Genomic DNA, 15159 nt, shown 5'->3' on the forward strand with positions numbered 1-15159 from the left:
AACCAAGGACCGATGGCAAGATGTCGGAGGGGACTTTTTACTGTGAAATGCACCTCGTCCTTCGCAGGCCTTGCGTGCCCACACTCCAGGAGCGAACGATGGACAACGAGATTCAGCTGATCAGTGACGGCGATGGCCTGGCAGTCATCGGGGATCCATCGGCTGTCGAACGCTTTCTTGTCTCGGAGGGGTTGCAGTCGAAGGACCTTGGGCTGCATCGACTATCGCCTGCCCTGTCTAGGGCGACCGGATTGGCACAGGCGGGTTCGGCGATTGCCGAGGGCTCAGGTCGATGGGTGCAACTGACCCAGCAGTCTGCTCAGCTCATCGGGAAGCATGGAAACGATTTGATGACCAATTCTGCGTCCGGTCTGAGCATGGGAGTGGTTCAAGGGGCGGGCGGCCACATTCAGGGCATCGTCCAATTCGCACAAGGTCCGGCTTCGATCCTGGCCAATCCTGCGACCTTGGCTGGTGCTGCGGGCATAATGGCGCAGCTTGCACTGCAGCAGGCCATGGATGAGATCACTGAGTATCTCGCCATCATTGACGCGAAGGTCGACGATGTGCTTCGCGCGCAGAAGGACGCCGTTTTCGCGGACATGATCGGTGTGGATTTCGTGATTGAGGAGGCGATGACCGTGCGAGGTCAGGTGGGCCGAGTCTCGGAGGTTACCTGGTCGAAGGTGCAGGGTACGTCGATGACGATCGCGCGGACCCAGGCATATTCGTTGAGACAACTGGATGCGCTTGCGGAGAAGCTGGAGCTGAAAGCGAACCTGCCTGATCTTGCTCTGACAGCCAAGGAGGCCGAGTCGAAGGTTGGGGAGTGGCTCGCGGTTCTCGCGCGATGTTTTCAATTGCAGGATGCCCTTGCGGTGCTCGAAATAGACCGAGTACTCGACGCGACTCCGGAAGATCTGAACCAACACCGCCTCGGTCTCAAAACCGCCCGCGAGAACCGGCTGAAACTGATCGCGCGGAGCACAGAACATTTGATGGCTCGCATGGATGCGTCTGCGTCCAGAGCGAATACGAAGGTGTTGCTCCACCCGATAGCCTCCCGGTCTGTCGTGGAGTCGAGCAACCACGTCGCGAGTGGAATCGGAGATTTTCACGGGCACCTCGGCATTGAGCGTGGTCGCGAGTCCGTCGAAGCAAGACGGTGGATGGACGCGGCCACGGATGCGAGGGACACGGTGCTGAGGACGGGAGTAGAGGGGGTCGACGCCGGCAAGCGGCTCGGAAACGAGACCTTCGATGCCGGTATGCGTCTCGGAACTGAGACCTTTGATCGCGCCATATCGACGAAAGACAGACTCGCCAACGGATTTGCTGAACGCCTTCGTCGTCTGCGCGGTACGGACGAAATCGACGACCAGGAGGGCTGAGCGCAGGGTAAGACATCCCTGCGGGCCGCTGTCAAGAAGGCTTGGTTAGAAGTCGAGGCGGTCGCCCAGCTGCATGCACGTTGCGTCTGTACATCGGGGTGGAAATGTCCAGCGATCCCGGTGTTCTCGCGCGTGAGAGAGTGCGAGTCTGTGGGGCTATCTCGGCGGTCGCGGTTTCATTCCGAACCGAAGAGCGTGCCGGGCTCGGGTGCCCGGCACGCTCGGTCTCAGTTGACCGTCATCGTCCACGGTCCGTCGGAGGTGACGACTACCAGCGACGGTCCCTTCTGCCAGACGACGGTTCCGGTGTAGGCGCCGATCTCGTTGACGGCCAGGTTGGAGCGGCTGCCGTAGGTCCACACGGCGAAGTTGCTGCTACCGGTGTTGGTGATCGCTGCGGCGCCTGCCGCGCCGCGATAGATCACCACGTCGTCGCCGGTCCCCGTCGTCGCGTTACCCGTGAACGCGCGCAGGCTGGCCAGTGAGTGGATTGTTACTGTCCAGGGCCCATTCGATGTGATCTGGAGTGCCTTCGTGTGCTGACTGGTTTTCAGGTCCATGCCAACAGTTCCGGTGTATGCGCCGATCGTATTGACCAGCAGGTCCTGCTGCGCCATGCTCGCGTCGAGAGACCACACGGCGAAGTTGCTCGATCCGTTCCCGGTGATCGTGGCAGCGGCAGGGCCGTCACCGTCAGGGAGGACGACGGGAACGACGGAGTCCCCGGTGCCGGTGTACACGGTGTCCGCCGCGACGACGGGCGTCGCGGGGGTGGTCGGCTCTGGGCTGGGCGCAGCGGACGGGGTGGTGGAAGCCTTCGGTTCAGTGCTGCTCGTGCTGGGCTTCGTGCCGGCGGCCGAGTCGGATGAGACTTTGGAGAGCCCCGCCGCACCGCCGATGATCACCACCAGGCTGACAATGATCGCGACGATAAGCGCGATCGCGCCTATCACAGAGGCGGCAATGCCGCGCTTCGGCGTCGGATGCTTGCGGATGAGCGTCACCAGACCGAGCACGATGGCGACGATCGCGGGAATGAACGCCACGAAGCTTGGGCCGGGGATCACCGCGAGCACGGCCGCGACGATGCCGACCACGAGAGCGGCCTTCGACACTCCCCCTTTCGAGGCAGGTGGGATGGGGGCGGGCGGTTCGGACGCCAAAACAGGCGGGTTGGTGTTGTCAGACATGGTGTCTCCTGGTATTGGTGCGCGGCAAGCCACGCGGTTGCATCGGTAACGCTGTGAGCCGACGACCCGCCGGGTGGCAAGTAGAGCAGTTGACCAGCACCGTCCGACATTGCGTGTTTCGACCCTCCAATTGGGGACGAAAATGCCCGACCTCTCCTCACCGACCCTCATCAACGCCGATAGCCTTGGGAGAACTACGCGAAGGTGAGGAATCCACTTGGGCAACTTCGATTTCGCGCGTGCCCAGTGGCCTGCGATCGCCGACGAGGCGCGCCGAGCCGAGCACTACACGTTCGGTGATCCCCGTTCCGCAGTCTTCTACTCGAGGCGTACTGCCGAGCTGCTGGTGAATTGGCTCTACGAAGCGGACGAATCGTTGCGCAAACCGTATAAGGACGACCTCTCCGCGCTGCTGCACGAGCCAACGTTTAAACAGCTGGTCGGCCCTGCGATCCTCGCAAAACTGAACATCATCCGCACGCAAGGTAACTATGCCGTGCATCGGATGGCACCGCTGGGGCATACCGACAGCCTGCCGGTGGTCCGGGAGCTCTTCCATGTCTTCGTGTGGATCGCTGCGCGGTACTCACTACAGGCTGAGGACCGCCCATCGACGGGTCTGGTTTTCGATGCGGCATCCATTCCGCGTCCCCGGTCCGGAGCGGCGGCGAGAACGATCGAACAGCTTCAGGCGTTGGCTGCCCAACTCGCTGTCGCTGACATTGCGCTTGCGACATCCCGTGCGGACAACGAATCCCTGCAGGCTGAGCTGGAGCGTTTGCGTGAGGAGGTCGTTCTCGCTAAGGCGGCCAATGCCGTGGTCGTTGATACTCACGACTACCGTGAAGACGAAACCCGTGATCTCTTCATCGATGTATTGCTTCGCGAGGCAGGATGGCCGCTGACCGCGCCGCGCGAGATCGAGTTTCCCGTCACCGGCATGCCGAACGCGCAGGGCACCGGTTTCGTCGACTACGTGCTGTGGGGGGAAGACGGCCTCCCGCTCGGTGTGGTCGAGGCGAAACGAACCAAGAAGGACTCGAACGCCGGGCAACAGCAGGCGAAGTTGTATGCGGATGCCCTCGAAATAATGACCGGTCAGCGTCCTGTGATCTTCTACACGAACGGGTACGAGCACTGGATCTGGGATGACGCGATGTATCCACCGCGCCAGGTGCAGGGTTTCTACACGCGCGACCAACTCGCCCTGCTCATCCATCGGCGCACCAGTCGGAAGCGACTCGGCGACCTGCCGCTGAACAGTGACATCGCTGAACGTCCGTACCAGCACCGGGCGATACGCAAAGTGTCCGAGGCGTTCGAGCAGAACGAACGCCGCGCGCTGCTGGTGATGGCGACCGGAAGCGGCAAGACCCGGACCGTCATCTCGTTGGCGGATCTGATGGTGCGCGCGAACTGGGCCAAACGCGTTCTGTTTCTGGCCGATCGCGTCGCGCTCGTGAACCAGGCGACCAACGCGTTCAAGGCGCACCTGCCGGATTCCGCACCGGTCAACCTCGTGACGGATCGCGATTCGGAGGGGCGCGTCTTCGTGTCCACCTATCCGACCATGATGGGGCTGATCGACCAGGGTGAAGATGACCTCCGGCGATTCGGACCCGGCTACTTCGACCTGATTGTGATCGATGAAGCTCACCGTTCGGTGTACCAAAAATACGGGGCGATTTTCGACTACTTCGACTCGCTACTGGTGGGACTCACCGCGACGCCAAAGGACGAGGTAGACCACAACACCTACGGGCTCTTTGACCTTGAGGATGGCATTCCCACAGATTCTTACGAGCTCACAGATGCGATCGCCGACGGCTTCCTCGTGCCGCCGGTTGGAAGATCGGTTGCGACCCAGTTTCTTCGCCAGGGCATCAAATACGACGACCTGAGCGAGTCGGAGAAGGAGCATTGGGACACCCTCGACTGGGGTGACGGCCCGCCCCCCGACGAGGTTGATGCGAACGCCGTCAACGGCTGGCTGTTCAACAGCGACACGATCGACATTGTGCTGAAAGCGCTGATGACCGAGGGCCGGATGGTCGCCGGCGGCGACAAGCTTGGCAAGACGATCATCTTTGCGCGAAGTAATAAACACGCCGAGTTCATCGAGCGTCGCTTCAACGCCAACTACCCGCAATATAGCGGGCATTTCGCACGGATCATCACCTACAAAACCACCTACGCGCAAAGCCTCATCGACGACCTCTCGTCCCCGGAGAAGCTGCCGCAGATCGCGATCTCGGTCGACATGCTCGACACGGGCATCGACATCCCGGATGTCGTCAACCTGGTCTTCTTCAAACCGGTGCACTCGAAGACCAAGTACTGGCAGATGATTGGACGCGGCACGCGACTGCGCCCCAACCTGTATGGGCCGGGGGAGAACAAGAAGGACTTTCTGATCTTCGATGTGTGCCAGAACATCGAGTACTTCAACGCCCCGGTCGCCCCGGACAACAGCGTCGCGGCAGCGTCATTGGGGGAGCGGCTGTTCGATGCACGCCTCGCGTTGCTCGCCGGCATCGACGGCGCATCCGATGACCCCGAACTCGGTGCGCTGCGTGAAGGGTTAAGCGCACGCATGCACGGCCAGGTCGCGGGGATGAGCCTCGATAACTTTGTCGTGCGAACGAAACGTCAAGCCGTGGAGCGCTACGCGGATGCCGCGGTCTGGACAAAAATGACCGGCGATGATTATGTCGCGGCCGCGACCCTTCACGGGTTGCCGTCATCGGTAGATGTGTTGGATCAGGATGAATTCGCCAAACGTTTCGACCTGCTCGCACTTCGCACCCAACTGGGAGTTCTCGTTGGAGATCCCGGTTTTGTCGCCGCGAAGAAGCGGATTCAAGCGATCGCGAATGCTCTGGCGGCGCAGAAGAGCATCCCCATTATTGCGTCGAATCTCGAGCTGATCACAGCCATCGCCACGGACGAGTGGTGGCAAGACGTGACCGTGCCGATGCTCGAAATGATGCGATTCCGTCTGCGCGGACTTGTGTCTCTTATCGACATCGTTGATCGACCTATTGTCTACACGAACTTCGCCGATGTGGGCGGCGCCTCCGAAGCCAGCGATATCAAAATCGTTGCCATCGCCGTCGATCGCGCACGATTCCGGGAGAAGGCTTTCGCGTTCCTCCGCTCCCATGAAGACGACCTTGTGCTCTTCAAACTGCGTCACGGCCAGCAGCTCACCGCGCTTGACTTGCTCTCCCTCGAACGGATCATGATTTCAAGCGGACTTGAGAAGAACGAACTCGACTGGGCCGCAAAAGAATCCCACGGCCTGGGTCTATTCGTGCGATCAATGGTCGGCCTTGACCGCACGGCAGCCATAGCTGCGTTGGCCGAGTTCACCGCGGGCAGCACGCTGACTGGCAACCAGATCCGCTTCGTCGAGCTGTTGATCGACCAACTGACCCAGCGCGGAGTAGTCGATCCCGCGCTGATTTACGAGGAGCCGTTCACCGGCGTTGCGCCGACCGGGCCGGAGTCGCTATTCACGGGGGCGCAGGTGCTGGTGCTTGTGGAGGTGCTCCACAGGATTCGGGAGAGCGCGGTCGCTTCGTGACAAACGATTCGACGATATGCGCGCAGCGCGACTTCGGCAGCAACGCCGGTGCACAAGGAATGCGTTATGGGTCAGTTGCTGTCTGGCGGAATTGAACGTCAAAGGCTGGTGCACCCTATAAAATTCGAGCGCTTGCTGGGCCAGTAAATGAAATTGCAGAATCATCCGACAGCGATGGAGAACGCGCGTGCATTTCAATTCTCGCCCCGCTATGGCATTGAGTTTGCGCAGGCACTGAGATTCGCCCAGAACGGTCTTAGCCTTTGGCGCCTTGGTTCATTGCAATAAGGCGACTACGCCCGTGCGCCATCTTGACGTTCCTCCTCTTCCACGCTCGTCGCTGCGCGCTGAGCGATGTGAACGGCATTAGCTGCGCTGACGAAGCATCCAGCTGAGGTGCTGCGCACTCCGACTGTTTCCGTCAAAGCTGCGCTGATCCGGAACCCTGCCGGGGGCCACCTGCCGGGGCATTTCGCAACGCAGCGCACGTCTTCCCCGCACCGAATCGCCATCCGAAACGCCCATCGTCCCGTCCCCCGCAGGAACTGCCCCGACCCGTCCAACCCAACCGTGCGTGAGGCCCCCGGCAGGGTCTGGTGCTGCGGAGCAGTGGCAGGGCAACCGGATTGCGAAGCAAGTCGGGTGGGAGAGTCTGTGGTGTGAACCGGAACGGATCCCGCCATGCCGGCCGCCCCGTCCTTCGTTACGGAAGAGCAGAGCGCTGCCGAACATCCGCACCACGCCCAGCCGTCGACAAGCACCCGAAACGCTGGACGTCCCGACAGGCGACCCGGGAAGCTGCACGTCCGATCCGGTGAACGATCCGAGCCCAGCAGCGCACCCTCGACCTGCTCAACCCCAGCATGCGTGGAGCCCCGGCAGGGGAGCGACGACGAAGTCGGCGGGACAGGGAAACGCTCCGGCAGACGCGCTGTCGGACGACCCGAATCGTGAAGGCATTCGAGCTTACGTGCACCCCGGTGACCGCGCACTTCGTAACGGTGCAACGTGACGGCGGACATGCAGCCAGACGCAGATGAGCGGGGGAAGAGAAGGACGGTAGGAGGGCGCGCCAGCGCCCGGACAGGCGCGAGCGGGGGAGGGTTCCGAAAGGCGCAGCCTTATGGAACCGGTTGAGGTGCGAAGCGCATCAGCCCAGGCGCAGCGCCCGGAAGTTATGTGGAGCCGACGTGCCGGCGTCGGCGGTGTGACGGTCGCCGAAGGCGGCTGCGTTCTATGTCGGAGGTTGCGTTGTCGAGGTGGTGGCGGCGGGCTGTTGCGTTCAGAACGGCCGAGATGATCTTCGTAGAGGGGTCGACGTCAAGGGTTTCCGAATGGGTGTTCATATTGGGTGGAGGGTGCGCCAGCGCCCGACCTCTTTACCGCTCGAAAGACTCAGGTCACTCGCCGCCGTTGGGCTCCTTTTTCGGCCAGCTCGTCCAGGTCACGGCGACCGCCGCGCTCCCACCTCGTGCTCGCAGTTCTCGGCGCTTCGCTTCTGGTGGTGCGCGCGTGCGGCGACCGCCGCGAATTGTGCCAATTGTGCCAATTGTGCCAATTGTCCCAATTGTGCAAATTGTGCAAATTGTGCGACCTTCGCGAGAGAGTAGTGCGACCACGAAACAGGTGACTTGGCCCGCCGCCAAGCACGACGAGGAGAGGGTCCAACTACTCGGCAACTCGGAGGATCTCGGATGCGAGCTGAAGCGGCATGTGAGCATTCGACGGCGAGGCCATGAGATAGGGCCTGAAGGTAAACAAGTTGTCTGCTAGAGCTACGACGGAGACATACGAGAGCGCTTGTCCGACTGATACACAAAACCGATGATGCAAATGCGGTGTGAGGCGTGGCAGCCAAAAGCTCAGATCATCGACTCTGAGCCGCCGCACACATATAGTCACATGCAGACCTACAGCGTCCCGGCCAGCCAGCAGCGATCGCCGGCAGGGCGATGGATGGAGAAAGTCCAAAGCGCCCCCGAAATAGAGGCGCTGAATATGGCTACTAAAGAGGACACTCCTGAACGCCGCCTACGAATCAGGAAGCAGCAAGTTCTCGCTGGGCGCGAAGCCGCGTTTCTCTACGCGCACCTCGGTGAGCCTGGGAGCTCCGTTTTCGAATCCTTTGACCGGCTTGGAGAAATAGCCGCAGAACAGATTGTGCTGACGGCGGTCGTCGAGGGATGGTCTCGGCTGGGAGAGTAGCATCCGGCCCCTCGCATTCCTGGCCGGAGCAGGTCTCCCTCGACCAAAGAAGATGACTCCGGCTTGGGCTGAAGGTCGGTTAGTTCATCGAGCCGGGGCTATTTGCCGGCGGCCCGGCGTATCCTGAGGACATGAGCGGGAGCAGCGGATCCGAGTTGGGCATGACTCTTCGCGAACGCGAGCAACAGGAGCAGGCAGCCGCGATTGAAGCGGCCAGGTCGCCGGAGGAAGCGCTGCGTTTGCGACTCAGGCGCGAGGCATGGGAGCGCGCGGCGGATGAGTACGTCGCAGGTTCCATCACAGCGGCGCAGCTGGCTGAGCGTGCAGCGTCTGGTGTCTGAGCAGGGAGAGAATCCCTGAGCCGAGTACGGCCCCTTCTTCGACGCAGAAGCCTTGGCGGAATACCTAGGAACGACGACCGACGCGGTCGACCAGGATATCGCCGCAGGTGGTGCCCTTTACCTTTGGACTTCCGACGGCACAGCTCTGATGCCGGCCGCGCAATTCCTTGACGCCGATTCAGGACTAGTGCCTCGGCTCAGCGAGCTGACGTTTCGCATGGATCCAGCCGGTGAGGATCCAGAAGGTGTGATTCTCTGGGCGCTGACTCAGCAGAAGGCATTTCACGGGTGCAGGCCGATCGAGGTCAGGCCGACGTCGACCAGGCAAGCCACCCGAGCGAAGCCGTGCAGGGGGCCGCAAGGGCAAGTCGCCGCGTACACGAATTGCCGCGTCGTCGCCGGGCCGCCAGATCGGCCGCGATAGCCGATGACGTGCGCGGCGCGTTCCTGCTGCCGGAGGACGCGCCCGCTTGGGGGCCCGAGAGCGGCGTCATCCAGGTGACGTTCGCGCGCTGAGATCGACGGGGGCGCGGCTGCCACGCGGCACATGGACGCGGCTGATCATTCACCAAGCCGCGGGATGAATGAAAGCGGCGGCGGGCCTGCCGATCCATTGGGTGACGCGCATCACGAGTTCCAGGTCGGCGAGGCGGGCAGTTCGCAGATTGGTGAGGCGATTCGGTGTGCAGCCAAGCACCTCGGCCAGTTCGGCCCAGGTCAGGGCTAGCTGCTGTCGCCGATCATTGAGAGCGGCGTACAACTCGCCCAGATCCCATCGAAGCCGGCTCTCTGGGCCCGCCTCCGGTAGTCGGGTATCGCCAACGTCGATCGCGGGATCAGTCAGGAAGTCTTCGGGCGCCCGGCCGAGCCAACGCAGCATGAAGAGCGCGTACTGGCACGAGGTGGCCCCCCGTGCACTCAGCCGCGAGACTGCACCGCCACACAGGCAATTGTCGTCCGGCCGTTGCGTGTTGAGCTCCGACGACTGGTCCCACAAGTCGTCTGCGAACTCAAACCAACTCAGGCCGCGGGCGCGCCGCTCGGTGTCGAATGCGTCGGCGAACGCGTCGAAATCGAAGGACGGAAGGCTTGCGGAGTGTTGCTTCACGCCTCGTCGTCCACATCGCCCCACGCGACAATGTCGACACCGTGGTTGTCCGGGGACGCCATCGTCCACCAGTCCGGAACGTGCGAGTCGTCTGCCAAGCGGCCGCCGGCGGCTCGGACGGCGGCCACCCGCGCCTTGACCCGATCGTTCGGGACGGCCACATCAATGTGCGTGCGGCCGCGCCCGGGCGCGCGGAGCTCGTCGAACCACATTCGCGGCCCACGTCGCAGCGGATCGACGATAAGTCCGCCGATCACCTCGTACCCGAGCGCGGCGACCCAGAAGTCGCGTGTGCTGACCCCTTCCGCCTCCGCGATGGCGATCTGGATGGTGTGCAACCGCGAAGGATCGGGCTCGAGGCCCAGATCCCGGGCAATCGCCGAGATGCGCCGAGCGAGCTCCGCGTCAGCGGCGTCGATCCGACCCCCGGGCGACGCCGCCGTACGAACAACCACGGCCTCCGGACGCAGGTCGATGTCGGGTTCGCGGCCCACCTCTGCTGTCTCTGCAGCGATACGTCGAACAAACTCCACGCCCGTCGCGAATGATCCGGTGGGGAACACCGTCTGCGCGCCGCCGTAGAGCACGTGCCAGCCAGTAGTGCCCGGCTCGTCGTGGAACTGTCTCGCGCTGATCCATTCGGTCATTCGCACTCCTGACGGACACCATACGAAAATGCGCCCCTGACCGAGGAAGGGAAGGCAGTCGCAGCTTAATTCGGGGCACTGACACCGTTTCTACTCTTGCATAAACTGCAATCAGAGTAACAAACCATTGACATAAAGCCTGTTATCGGCGCGAGTATCGGTCGGTCGGGGCTGCGTGGACGAAGGGCGAAATCGGTCCGGCCAACAGGCCATCTCGGGCATTCGCAGGGCCCAGCGATCACTCCCGCTCGAGCGGAACCGGTGAAGTCGACCGCACCCTCAGTCCCCCTTACGGTCGACCCGACCTTGAGCTTCTCGAAAATTGCGTTTTTACCCCGCGCACCCTGGAGATGACCTACCGGCCCACCACGCACCGTTTCGGAAAGCCAAGCTATGCCGGCCGCTCGCGTCCGCAGGGCTCCACGGTGCCGGACCCAGGCAACAGGCGGCCCGCCTGCGCGATGGGTGGTATTCGATCAGGCAGAAGTGGTTGATGGTTGGTTGGTTAGGTTGGTCTGAAACGGGATTTTTGGTGGCTTCGCTTGACCTCGAGCGCGGTCGAGGATTCAGTATAAGAATCCAACTTTGGTCCGTGATTCGGGCTGCGAATAGGAGCAAATCATGGCCAATCCTTCGTCGAAGTCCCGTGCTGAAGGAAGGACGGTGCTGGTCACGGGAACGTCATCCGGGATCGGCATGATGGCGGCAGTTGCTCTGGCGAAGGCGGGATGGATCACCGTCGCCACGATGAGGACTCTTGCCCGGTCATCGGGCCTTGAAGACGCGGCCGCGGTCGCCGGCGTGAGTCTCGATATTCGTGAACTGGATGTCACCGACTCAGTGTCAATCTCAACCGCGGTAGAGGAGATCATCGCGAGCCACGGTCGCCTGGACGCGCTCGTCAACAACGCGGGTGCTGCCTCGGTTGGCACGATCGAGCAAATGGATATCGAGGGGTATCGCGCTGCGATGGAGGTCAACTATTTCGGCGTCGTCCAGCTCACCAAAGCCGCACTCCCTCACCTTCGAGAAACGCGTGGGCGTGTGGTGACGATCAGCAGTGTCGGGGGTGCGATCGGCCAGCCATTCAACGAGGCCTATTGTGCAGCGAAATTTGCCGTCGAAGGGTTCATGGAGTCCCTGCATCCGGTCGCAAAAACCGTCGGAGTCGACATTTGCATTGTTGAGCCCGGCGCCGTGGCGAGCGAATTCGTGGCAAACGCCGGCCTGGATCCGGAAGCGATGCTGTCGGCCGCTGGACCCTATGCCCCAGCACTCAGTGCTTACCTGGATCGCACGCTCAAGCAGTTCGATCCGAGCTCCGCTCAGTCGCCCGGCGAGGTAGCAGACAAGTTGGTCGAATCGCTGGAAATCACCGAACCTGTGTTTCGTGTGCAGACCTCCGCGTGGGCTCGCGACTTCGTCAGCACGAAACTTGTCGATCTCGACGGGTCGCGGGTAACTGAGTTGACGGCGACATGGGTGAACTGACCGGGGCAGACCCTGGATCGTTACCGACGAAACTGACCTACAGCATCAGGGAAGTGTCGCTCGAAACCGGACTCAGCATTTCCGCCCTGAGGTATTACGAGACGGCGCGTCTTCTCACCGTTCCCCGCAGCAGTACTGGTCAGCGCGAATACAGCCAGACTGAGCTGAACGCCGTCAAGTTTATTCATCAGCTCCGTCGCACCGGAATGCCCATCGCCAGGATCCGCGAATATGCCGACCTCGTGCGGGCCGGCGACGACACCACTTCCCTGCGAATGAGCCATCTCGAACAACATCGTGATGCGGTCGCAGCGACAATGACCGAACAGCAAGGCTATCTCGACGCGATAACCCGCAAGATCGACCTCTATCGTCGAGCCCTCGACCGTCCTATCTCAGGAGACAACGCAGCGCCACCTGAATAAGATCCCGTTTCAGGTCGTCGCACCAGTGGGCCGAGCAACGAGACGGCCTGGTGTCGGCGTTGACCTTCCTTCGTCTGTCGAGAAGGTGCGGCGAAGCAGTCCGGCGATGGAGCGATGCTCTTCGCCATGGGTGGCGAGGTGGTCATAAGCGCAGTGAGGACGGGGATTGCCCATTGCAGGGTCTATTGGTGGTGGTGCGCCGTGGCAAGTTTTCTGGATGCATGGCTGCCAGGGTCGGTCACTCCGTGGCCGTTTTCAGCGGGGTGGCCAGATATTGCCGCGCTTCCGGCCTTGGCGCGGTCGGCGCCGCATCCGCTGTTCCGAATGGGTGGGGTAAATCTTGGTGCACTCGACGGAGATCACGTTCCTCTGGACTCTTCCCTCCTTCGCATGTGCGATTCGCACGTCTGGGGGAGTGGAGCTGGCGTCTACTCGCCGGAACGTCGAAGAGAAATGGCCGACGCGGCGTTAGATTTCGCGGCCAGTGGGGTGATCGAGGTGGACACCGAGCATCGCGATCTTTCCGACATCAACTCGAACTGGAACGACCATGGTCGACCTTTTCACACGCCCTGACGAGAATTGGCGATTTTGCGGATCTATCGACTCGACTGTGGTCGTCAACGAGGCGATTCGCGTGCACCAGCGCGAGACGTCAGACGGCAGGCACGTTCAAACCGAGAAGCGCGACTTCCTCCGCAGTCCACGAGACCGTGGTGATACCCGCGTTCAGCACGCGAGGAAACACCGAGCGATAGCGGTCGAGGGGGATTCCAAGGGTGCGGCACAGGACGAGGCGCATGAGCGTCGAGTGCATGACGACGAGAACCGATCCGTCGGGGTGCGCCGCGACGATCCTCCCGAGGGCCTCCCTGGCGCGGGCGGCGCCGTCCGCCCCTGGCTCACCGCCCGGTAGCGGCGATGTTGCGGGACGGGCGGTGAATCGCGCGGCAGCTTCGGGAAACAACTCATTCATCTCAGTAGACGTGAGTCCTTCCCCTCGACCGAAGTCGATCTCGCGGAGTTCGGAGTCCACCGTGACAGGCACCCCGAGGGCTGTCGCCGATGGTGTTGCGGTGATCACGGCGCGCGACAGCGGTGAGGCATACACCGCATCGATCGGTTGTAGTTCGGCCCAGCGCGCCAGCTGCTCGGCCTGAGCTACGCCGAGCGTGGTGAGTGCAATGTCCGTGCTCCCCGCGTAGCGGTTCTCGGCGTGCCAGATGGTCTCGCCGTGACGAACGAGAAAAAGAGTCGTCATGATGTGATCCATCCCTTCGCGATGAGTGTTGCGATGAACCCGTCATAGTGGTCGTTCAATTCCGAAGCCGGCGCAGAGCGTGGCTCGACGACTCGCCCGACGGGCGACATTCGCGAGGCAGTCTCGGGGAGCGTGGCTCCGGCCGTTCCTGCCCACGCGGCGAGGATTGCCATGCCGATCGACCCTTCGGAGGACCGGGGGATGGTAATCGGTCGAGCCAGCAGGTCCGCGCGCTGCTGTGTCCACCAATCGTTTTTCGTGCCACCCCCCGAGCTGCTCAATGTGCCGTCGAGGGTGGCTCCCGCGCGGGCCATCATGGTGAAGCTGAGGCGCTCCACGCAGGCGATTCCGATCATGATCGATGCGAGAAGACGATCGGGATCGAGGAGCTGTGCGGCTTCAGCGAGGCTGAGGTCCACCCCGTCGACCGTGACGAACCCGTGCGCATCGGGGCGAATCAGCGGAAAACGCTCACCGACAGTGGCCAGCGGGTAGCACCTCGCCAGAGACCTGATCTTGCCGGCGCTGCCGCCGAGTCGGGCGGATGCCCCGGCCAGATCGATAGAGGGCAGGGCGGCCGTGATCGCTCCGGCTCCGACGCTCGACGCTCCTCCGGGAAACCATCTCCCATCGTGGGGGGCGCGATGTGAATAGACGGCGCCTGCCTCGTCGGTGATGATCTGGTCGGTCACCCCTTTGAGGACCATGGTCGTGCCGATCACCGTATGCCAGTCCCCGAGTCCTAAGGTCCCGGCGCCGAGCTGGGCTGCACATCCGTCGGTCATTCCGGCAACGACGGGCGTGCCTGCGGGAAGCCCGGTCGCGTCCGCCCATGCCGTGCAGGATCGGCCGAGTTCTGTACCCGGGGCGACCACGAGCGGCAGTCGGGCCGGGTCGATGCCCAGGGCATTTAGGGCGCCGAGCGGCCACTCGAGTTCGAGCAGGTCATAGCCGGACTTGAGGGAGTGGCTCCAGTCGGATGCGACCCGCGTCCCGACAATGGCGGCCGCGAGAACATCGGCCTGGTGGGCGATCCAACGGTTCTCGGACAGCAGGCCATTTCGCGCGAGCCAGACAACCTTAGGAAGAGCCCAGGTGGGCTGGATCCGGTAGCCGAGTCTTCCCCACAGCGCCGGGTCCGCCGCGTTCGCCTCCTGGCCGAGCTCACCTGCCCGAGCATCGTCGTACATGATGCCGGGCGAGCGCGGCCGCCCCGTTGCGTCCACTGTCGTGATGGTGCCCGACGTCGCGCAGATGGAAACTCCCGCGACGCGGCCGAGCGATGCTGGTGGGAGCGCTGCGAGAGCAGCGGCGAGCGCTGTGCCGGCCTGGCTGATCCACTCCTGAGGGTCCTGTTCGTGTCGATCGTCGGAGCGCTGACTCCTAAGGGGCAGAGCATGCGACCCGATCACCAGCCCGACTTCGTCGACGATCGACACCTTCGTGCTCTGCGTTCCGAGGTCGATTCCGACCCAGAGAGCAGTTATCGGCATGTTGTGTCCGGGTTCACTGTT

The 15159-nt window shown here is 62.6% G+C and carries 11 protein-coding genes; 6 read left to right on the forward strand and 5 right to left on the reverse strand.

Annotation, left to right across the window (positions count from 1 at the left end; translation table 11 throughout):
- The first annotated feature begins 98 nt into the window (after positions 1–98).
- The gene (locus VLI63_RS14895; protein WP_409157641.1) at positions 99–1391 is read left to right on the forward strand and encodes a hypothetical protein; all 1293 of its coding nucleotides are present in this window, start codon (positions 99–101) and stop codon (positions 1389–1391) included.
- Positions 1392–1618: 227 nt separating this feature from the next.
- Here the strand turns inward: VLI63_RS14895 and VLI63_RS14900 are convergent, their stop codons facing one another.
- Positions 1619–2581 (reverse strand): hypothetical protein, encoded by a 963-nt coding sequence (locus VLI63_RS14900; RefSeq protein ID WP_409157642.1) that lies wholly within the window; start codon positions 2579–2581, stop codon positions 1619–1621.
- A gap of 217 nt (positions 2582–2798) precedes the next feature.
- Here VLI63_RS14900 and VLI63_RS14905 point away from each other — a divergent pair, with 217 nt between their 5' ends.
- Positions 2799–6167, forward strand: coding sequence for a DEAD/DEAH box helicase family protein (locus VLI63_RS14905; protein ID WP_409157643.1), 3369 nt, complete (start codon positions 2799–2801; stop codon positions 6165–6167).
- A 1956-nt stretch (positions 6168–8123) separates the two neighbouring features.
- Complete coding sequence (locus VLI63_RS14910; RefSeq protein ID WP_409157644.1) at positions 8124–8372, forward strand: hypothetical protein; 249 nt, start codon at positions 8124–8126, stop codon at positions 8370–8372.
- A 906-nt stretch (positions 8373–9278) separates the two neighbouring features.
- On the opposite strand, the gene VLI63_RS14915 is transcribed toward VLI63_RS14910, so the two are convergent.
- Positions 9279–9821 carry a hypothetical protein gene (locus VLI63_RS14915; protein WP_409157645.1) on the reverse strand — a complete coding sequence of 181 codons (543 nt, stop codon included), beginning with the start codon at positions 9819–9821 and terminating at the stop codon, positions 9279–9281.
- Positions 9818–10468: a VOC family protein gene (locus tag VLI63_RS14920; protein ID WP_409157646.1), complete on the reverse strand. Its 651-nt coding sequence runs from the start codon at positions 10466–10468 to the stop codon at positions 9818–9820. Before VLI63_RS14920 ends, VLI63_RS14915 begins: the two co-directional genes overlap by 4 nt.
- 621 nt (positions 10469–11089) lie before the next feature.
- Between VLI63_RS14920 and VLI63_RS14925 the strand changes: the two genes are divergently transcribed.
- From VLI63_RS14925 to VLI63_RS14935, 3 genes are all read left to right on the forward strand, one after another.
- Complete coding sequence (locus VLI63_RS14925) at positions 11090–11959, forward strand: SDR family oxidoreductase (RefSeq protein WP_409157647.1); 870 nt, start codon at positions 11090–11092, stop codon at positions 11957–11959.
- Complete coding sequence (locus VLI63_RS14930) at positions 11947–12384, forward strand: MerR family transcriptional regulator (RefSeq protein ID WP_409157648.1); 438 nt, start codon at positions 11947–11949, stop codon at positions 12382–12384. The genes VLI63_RS14925 and VLI63_RS14930 overlap by 13 nt, the downstream gene beginning before the upstream one ends.
- Positions 12385–12837: 453 nt before the next feature.
- Positions 12838–12960, forward strand: coding sequence for a hypothetical protein (locus VLI63_RS14935; protein WP_409157649.1), 123 nt, complete (start codon positions 12838–12840; stop codon positions 12958–12960).
- A gap of 79 nt (positions 12961–13039) precedes the next feature.
- Here VLI63_RS14935 and VLI63_RS14940 read toward each other — a convergent pair whose 3' ends face one another.
- On the reverse strand, positions 13040–13645 hold the full coding sequence (locus VLI63_RS14940) for a histidine phosphatase family protein (RefSeq protein WP_409157650.1): 606 nt from the start codon (positions 13643–13645) through the stop codon (positions 13040–13042).
- The gene (locus VLI63_RS14945; RefSeq protein WP_409157651.1) at positions 13642–15138 is read right to left on the reverse strand and encodes an FGGY-family carbohydrate kinase; all 1497 of its coding nucleotides are present in this window, start codon (positions 15136–15138) and stop codon (positions 13642–13644) included. The genes VLI63_RS14940 and VLI63_RS14945 overlap by 4 nt, the downstream gene beginning before the upstream one ends.
- Positions 15139–15159: the final 21 nt, after the last annotated feature.

It is taken from the genome of Lacisediminihabitans sp. H27-G8 (assembly GCF_046156175.1).
GTDB lineage: Bacteria > Actinomycetota > Actinomycetes > Actinomycetales > Microbacteriaceae > Lacisediminihabitans.

Coding starts and splice junctions, on each gene's coding strand:
- VLI63_RS14895 (WP_409157641.1), top strand. CDS start 99: ATGGACAACGAGATTCAGCTGATCAGTGACGGCGATGGCCTGGCAGTC.
- VLI63_RS14900 (WP_409157642.1), bottom strand. CDS start 2,581: ATGTCTGACAACACCAACCCGCCTGTTTTGGCGTCCGAACCGCCCGCC.
- VLI63_RS14910 (WP_409157644.1), top strand. CDS start 8,124: ATGGAGAAAGTCCAAAGCGCCCCCGAAATAGAGGCGCTGAATATGGCT.
- VLI63_RS14920 (WP_409157646.1), bottom strand. CDS start 10,468: ATGACCGAATGGATCAGCGCGAGACAGTTCCACGACGAGCCGGGCACT.
- VLI63_RS14925 (WP_409157647.1), top strand. CDS start 11,090: ATGGCCAATCCTTCGTCGAAGTCCCGTGCTGAAGGAAGGACGGTGCTG.
- VLI63_RS14930 (WP_409157648.1), top strand. CDS start 11,947: ATGGGTGAACTGACCGGGGCAGACCCTGGATCGTTACCGACGAAACTG.
- VLI63_RS14935 (WP_409157649.1), top strand. CDS start 12,838: ATGGCCGACGCGGCGTTAGATTTCGCGGCCAGTGGGGTGATCGAGGTG.
- VLI63_RS14940 (WP_409157650.1), bottom strand. CDS start 13,645: ATGACGACTCTTTTTCTCGTTCGTCACGGCGAGACCATCTGGCACGCC.
- VLI63_RS14945 (WP_409157651.1), bottom strand. CDS start 15,138: ATGCCGATAACTGCTCTCTGGGTCGGAATCGACCTCGGAACGCAGAGC.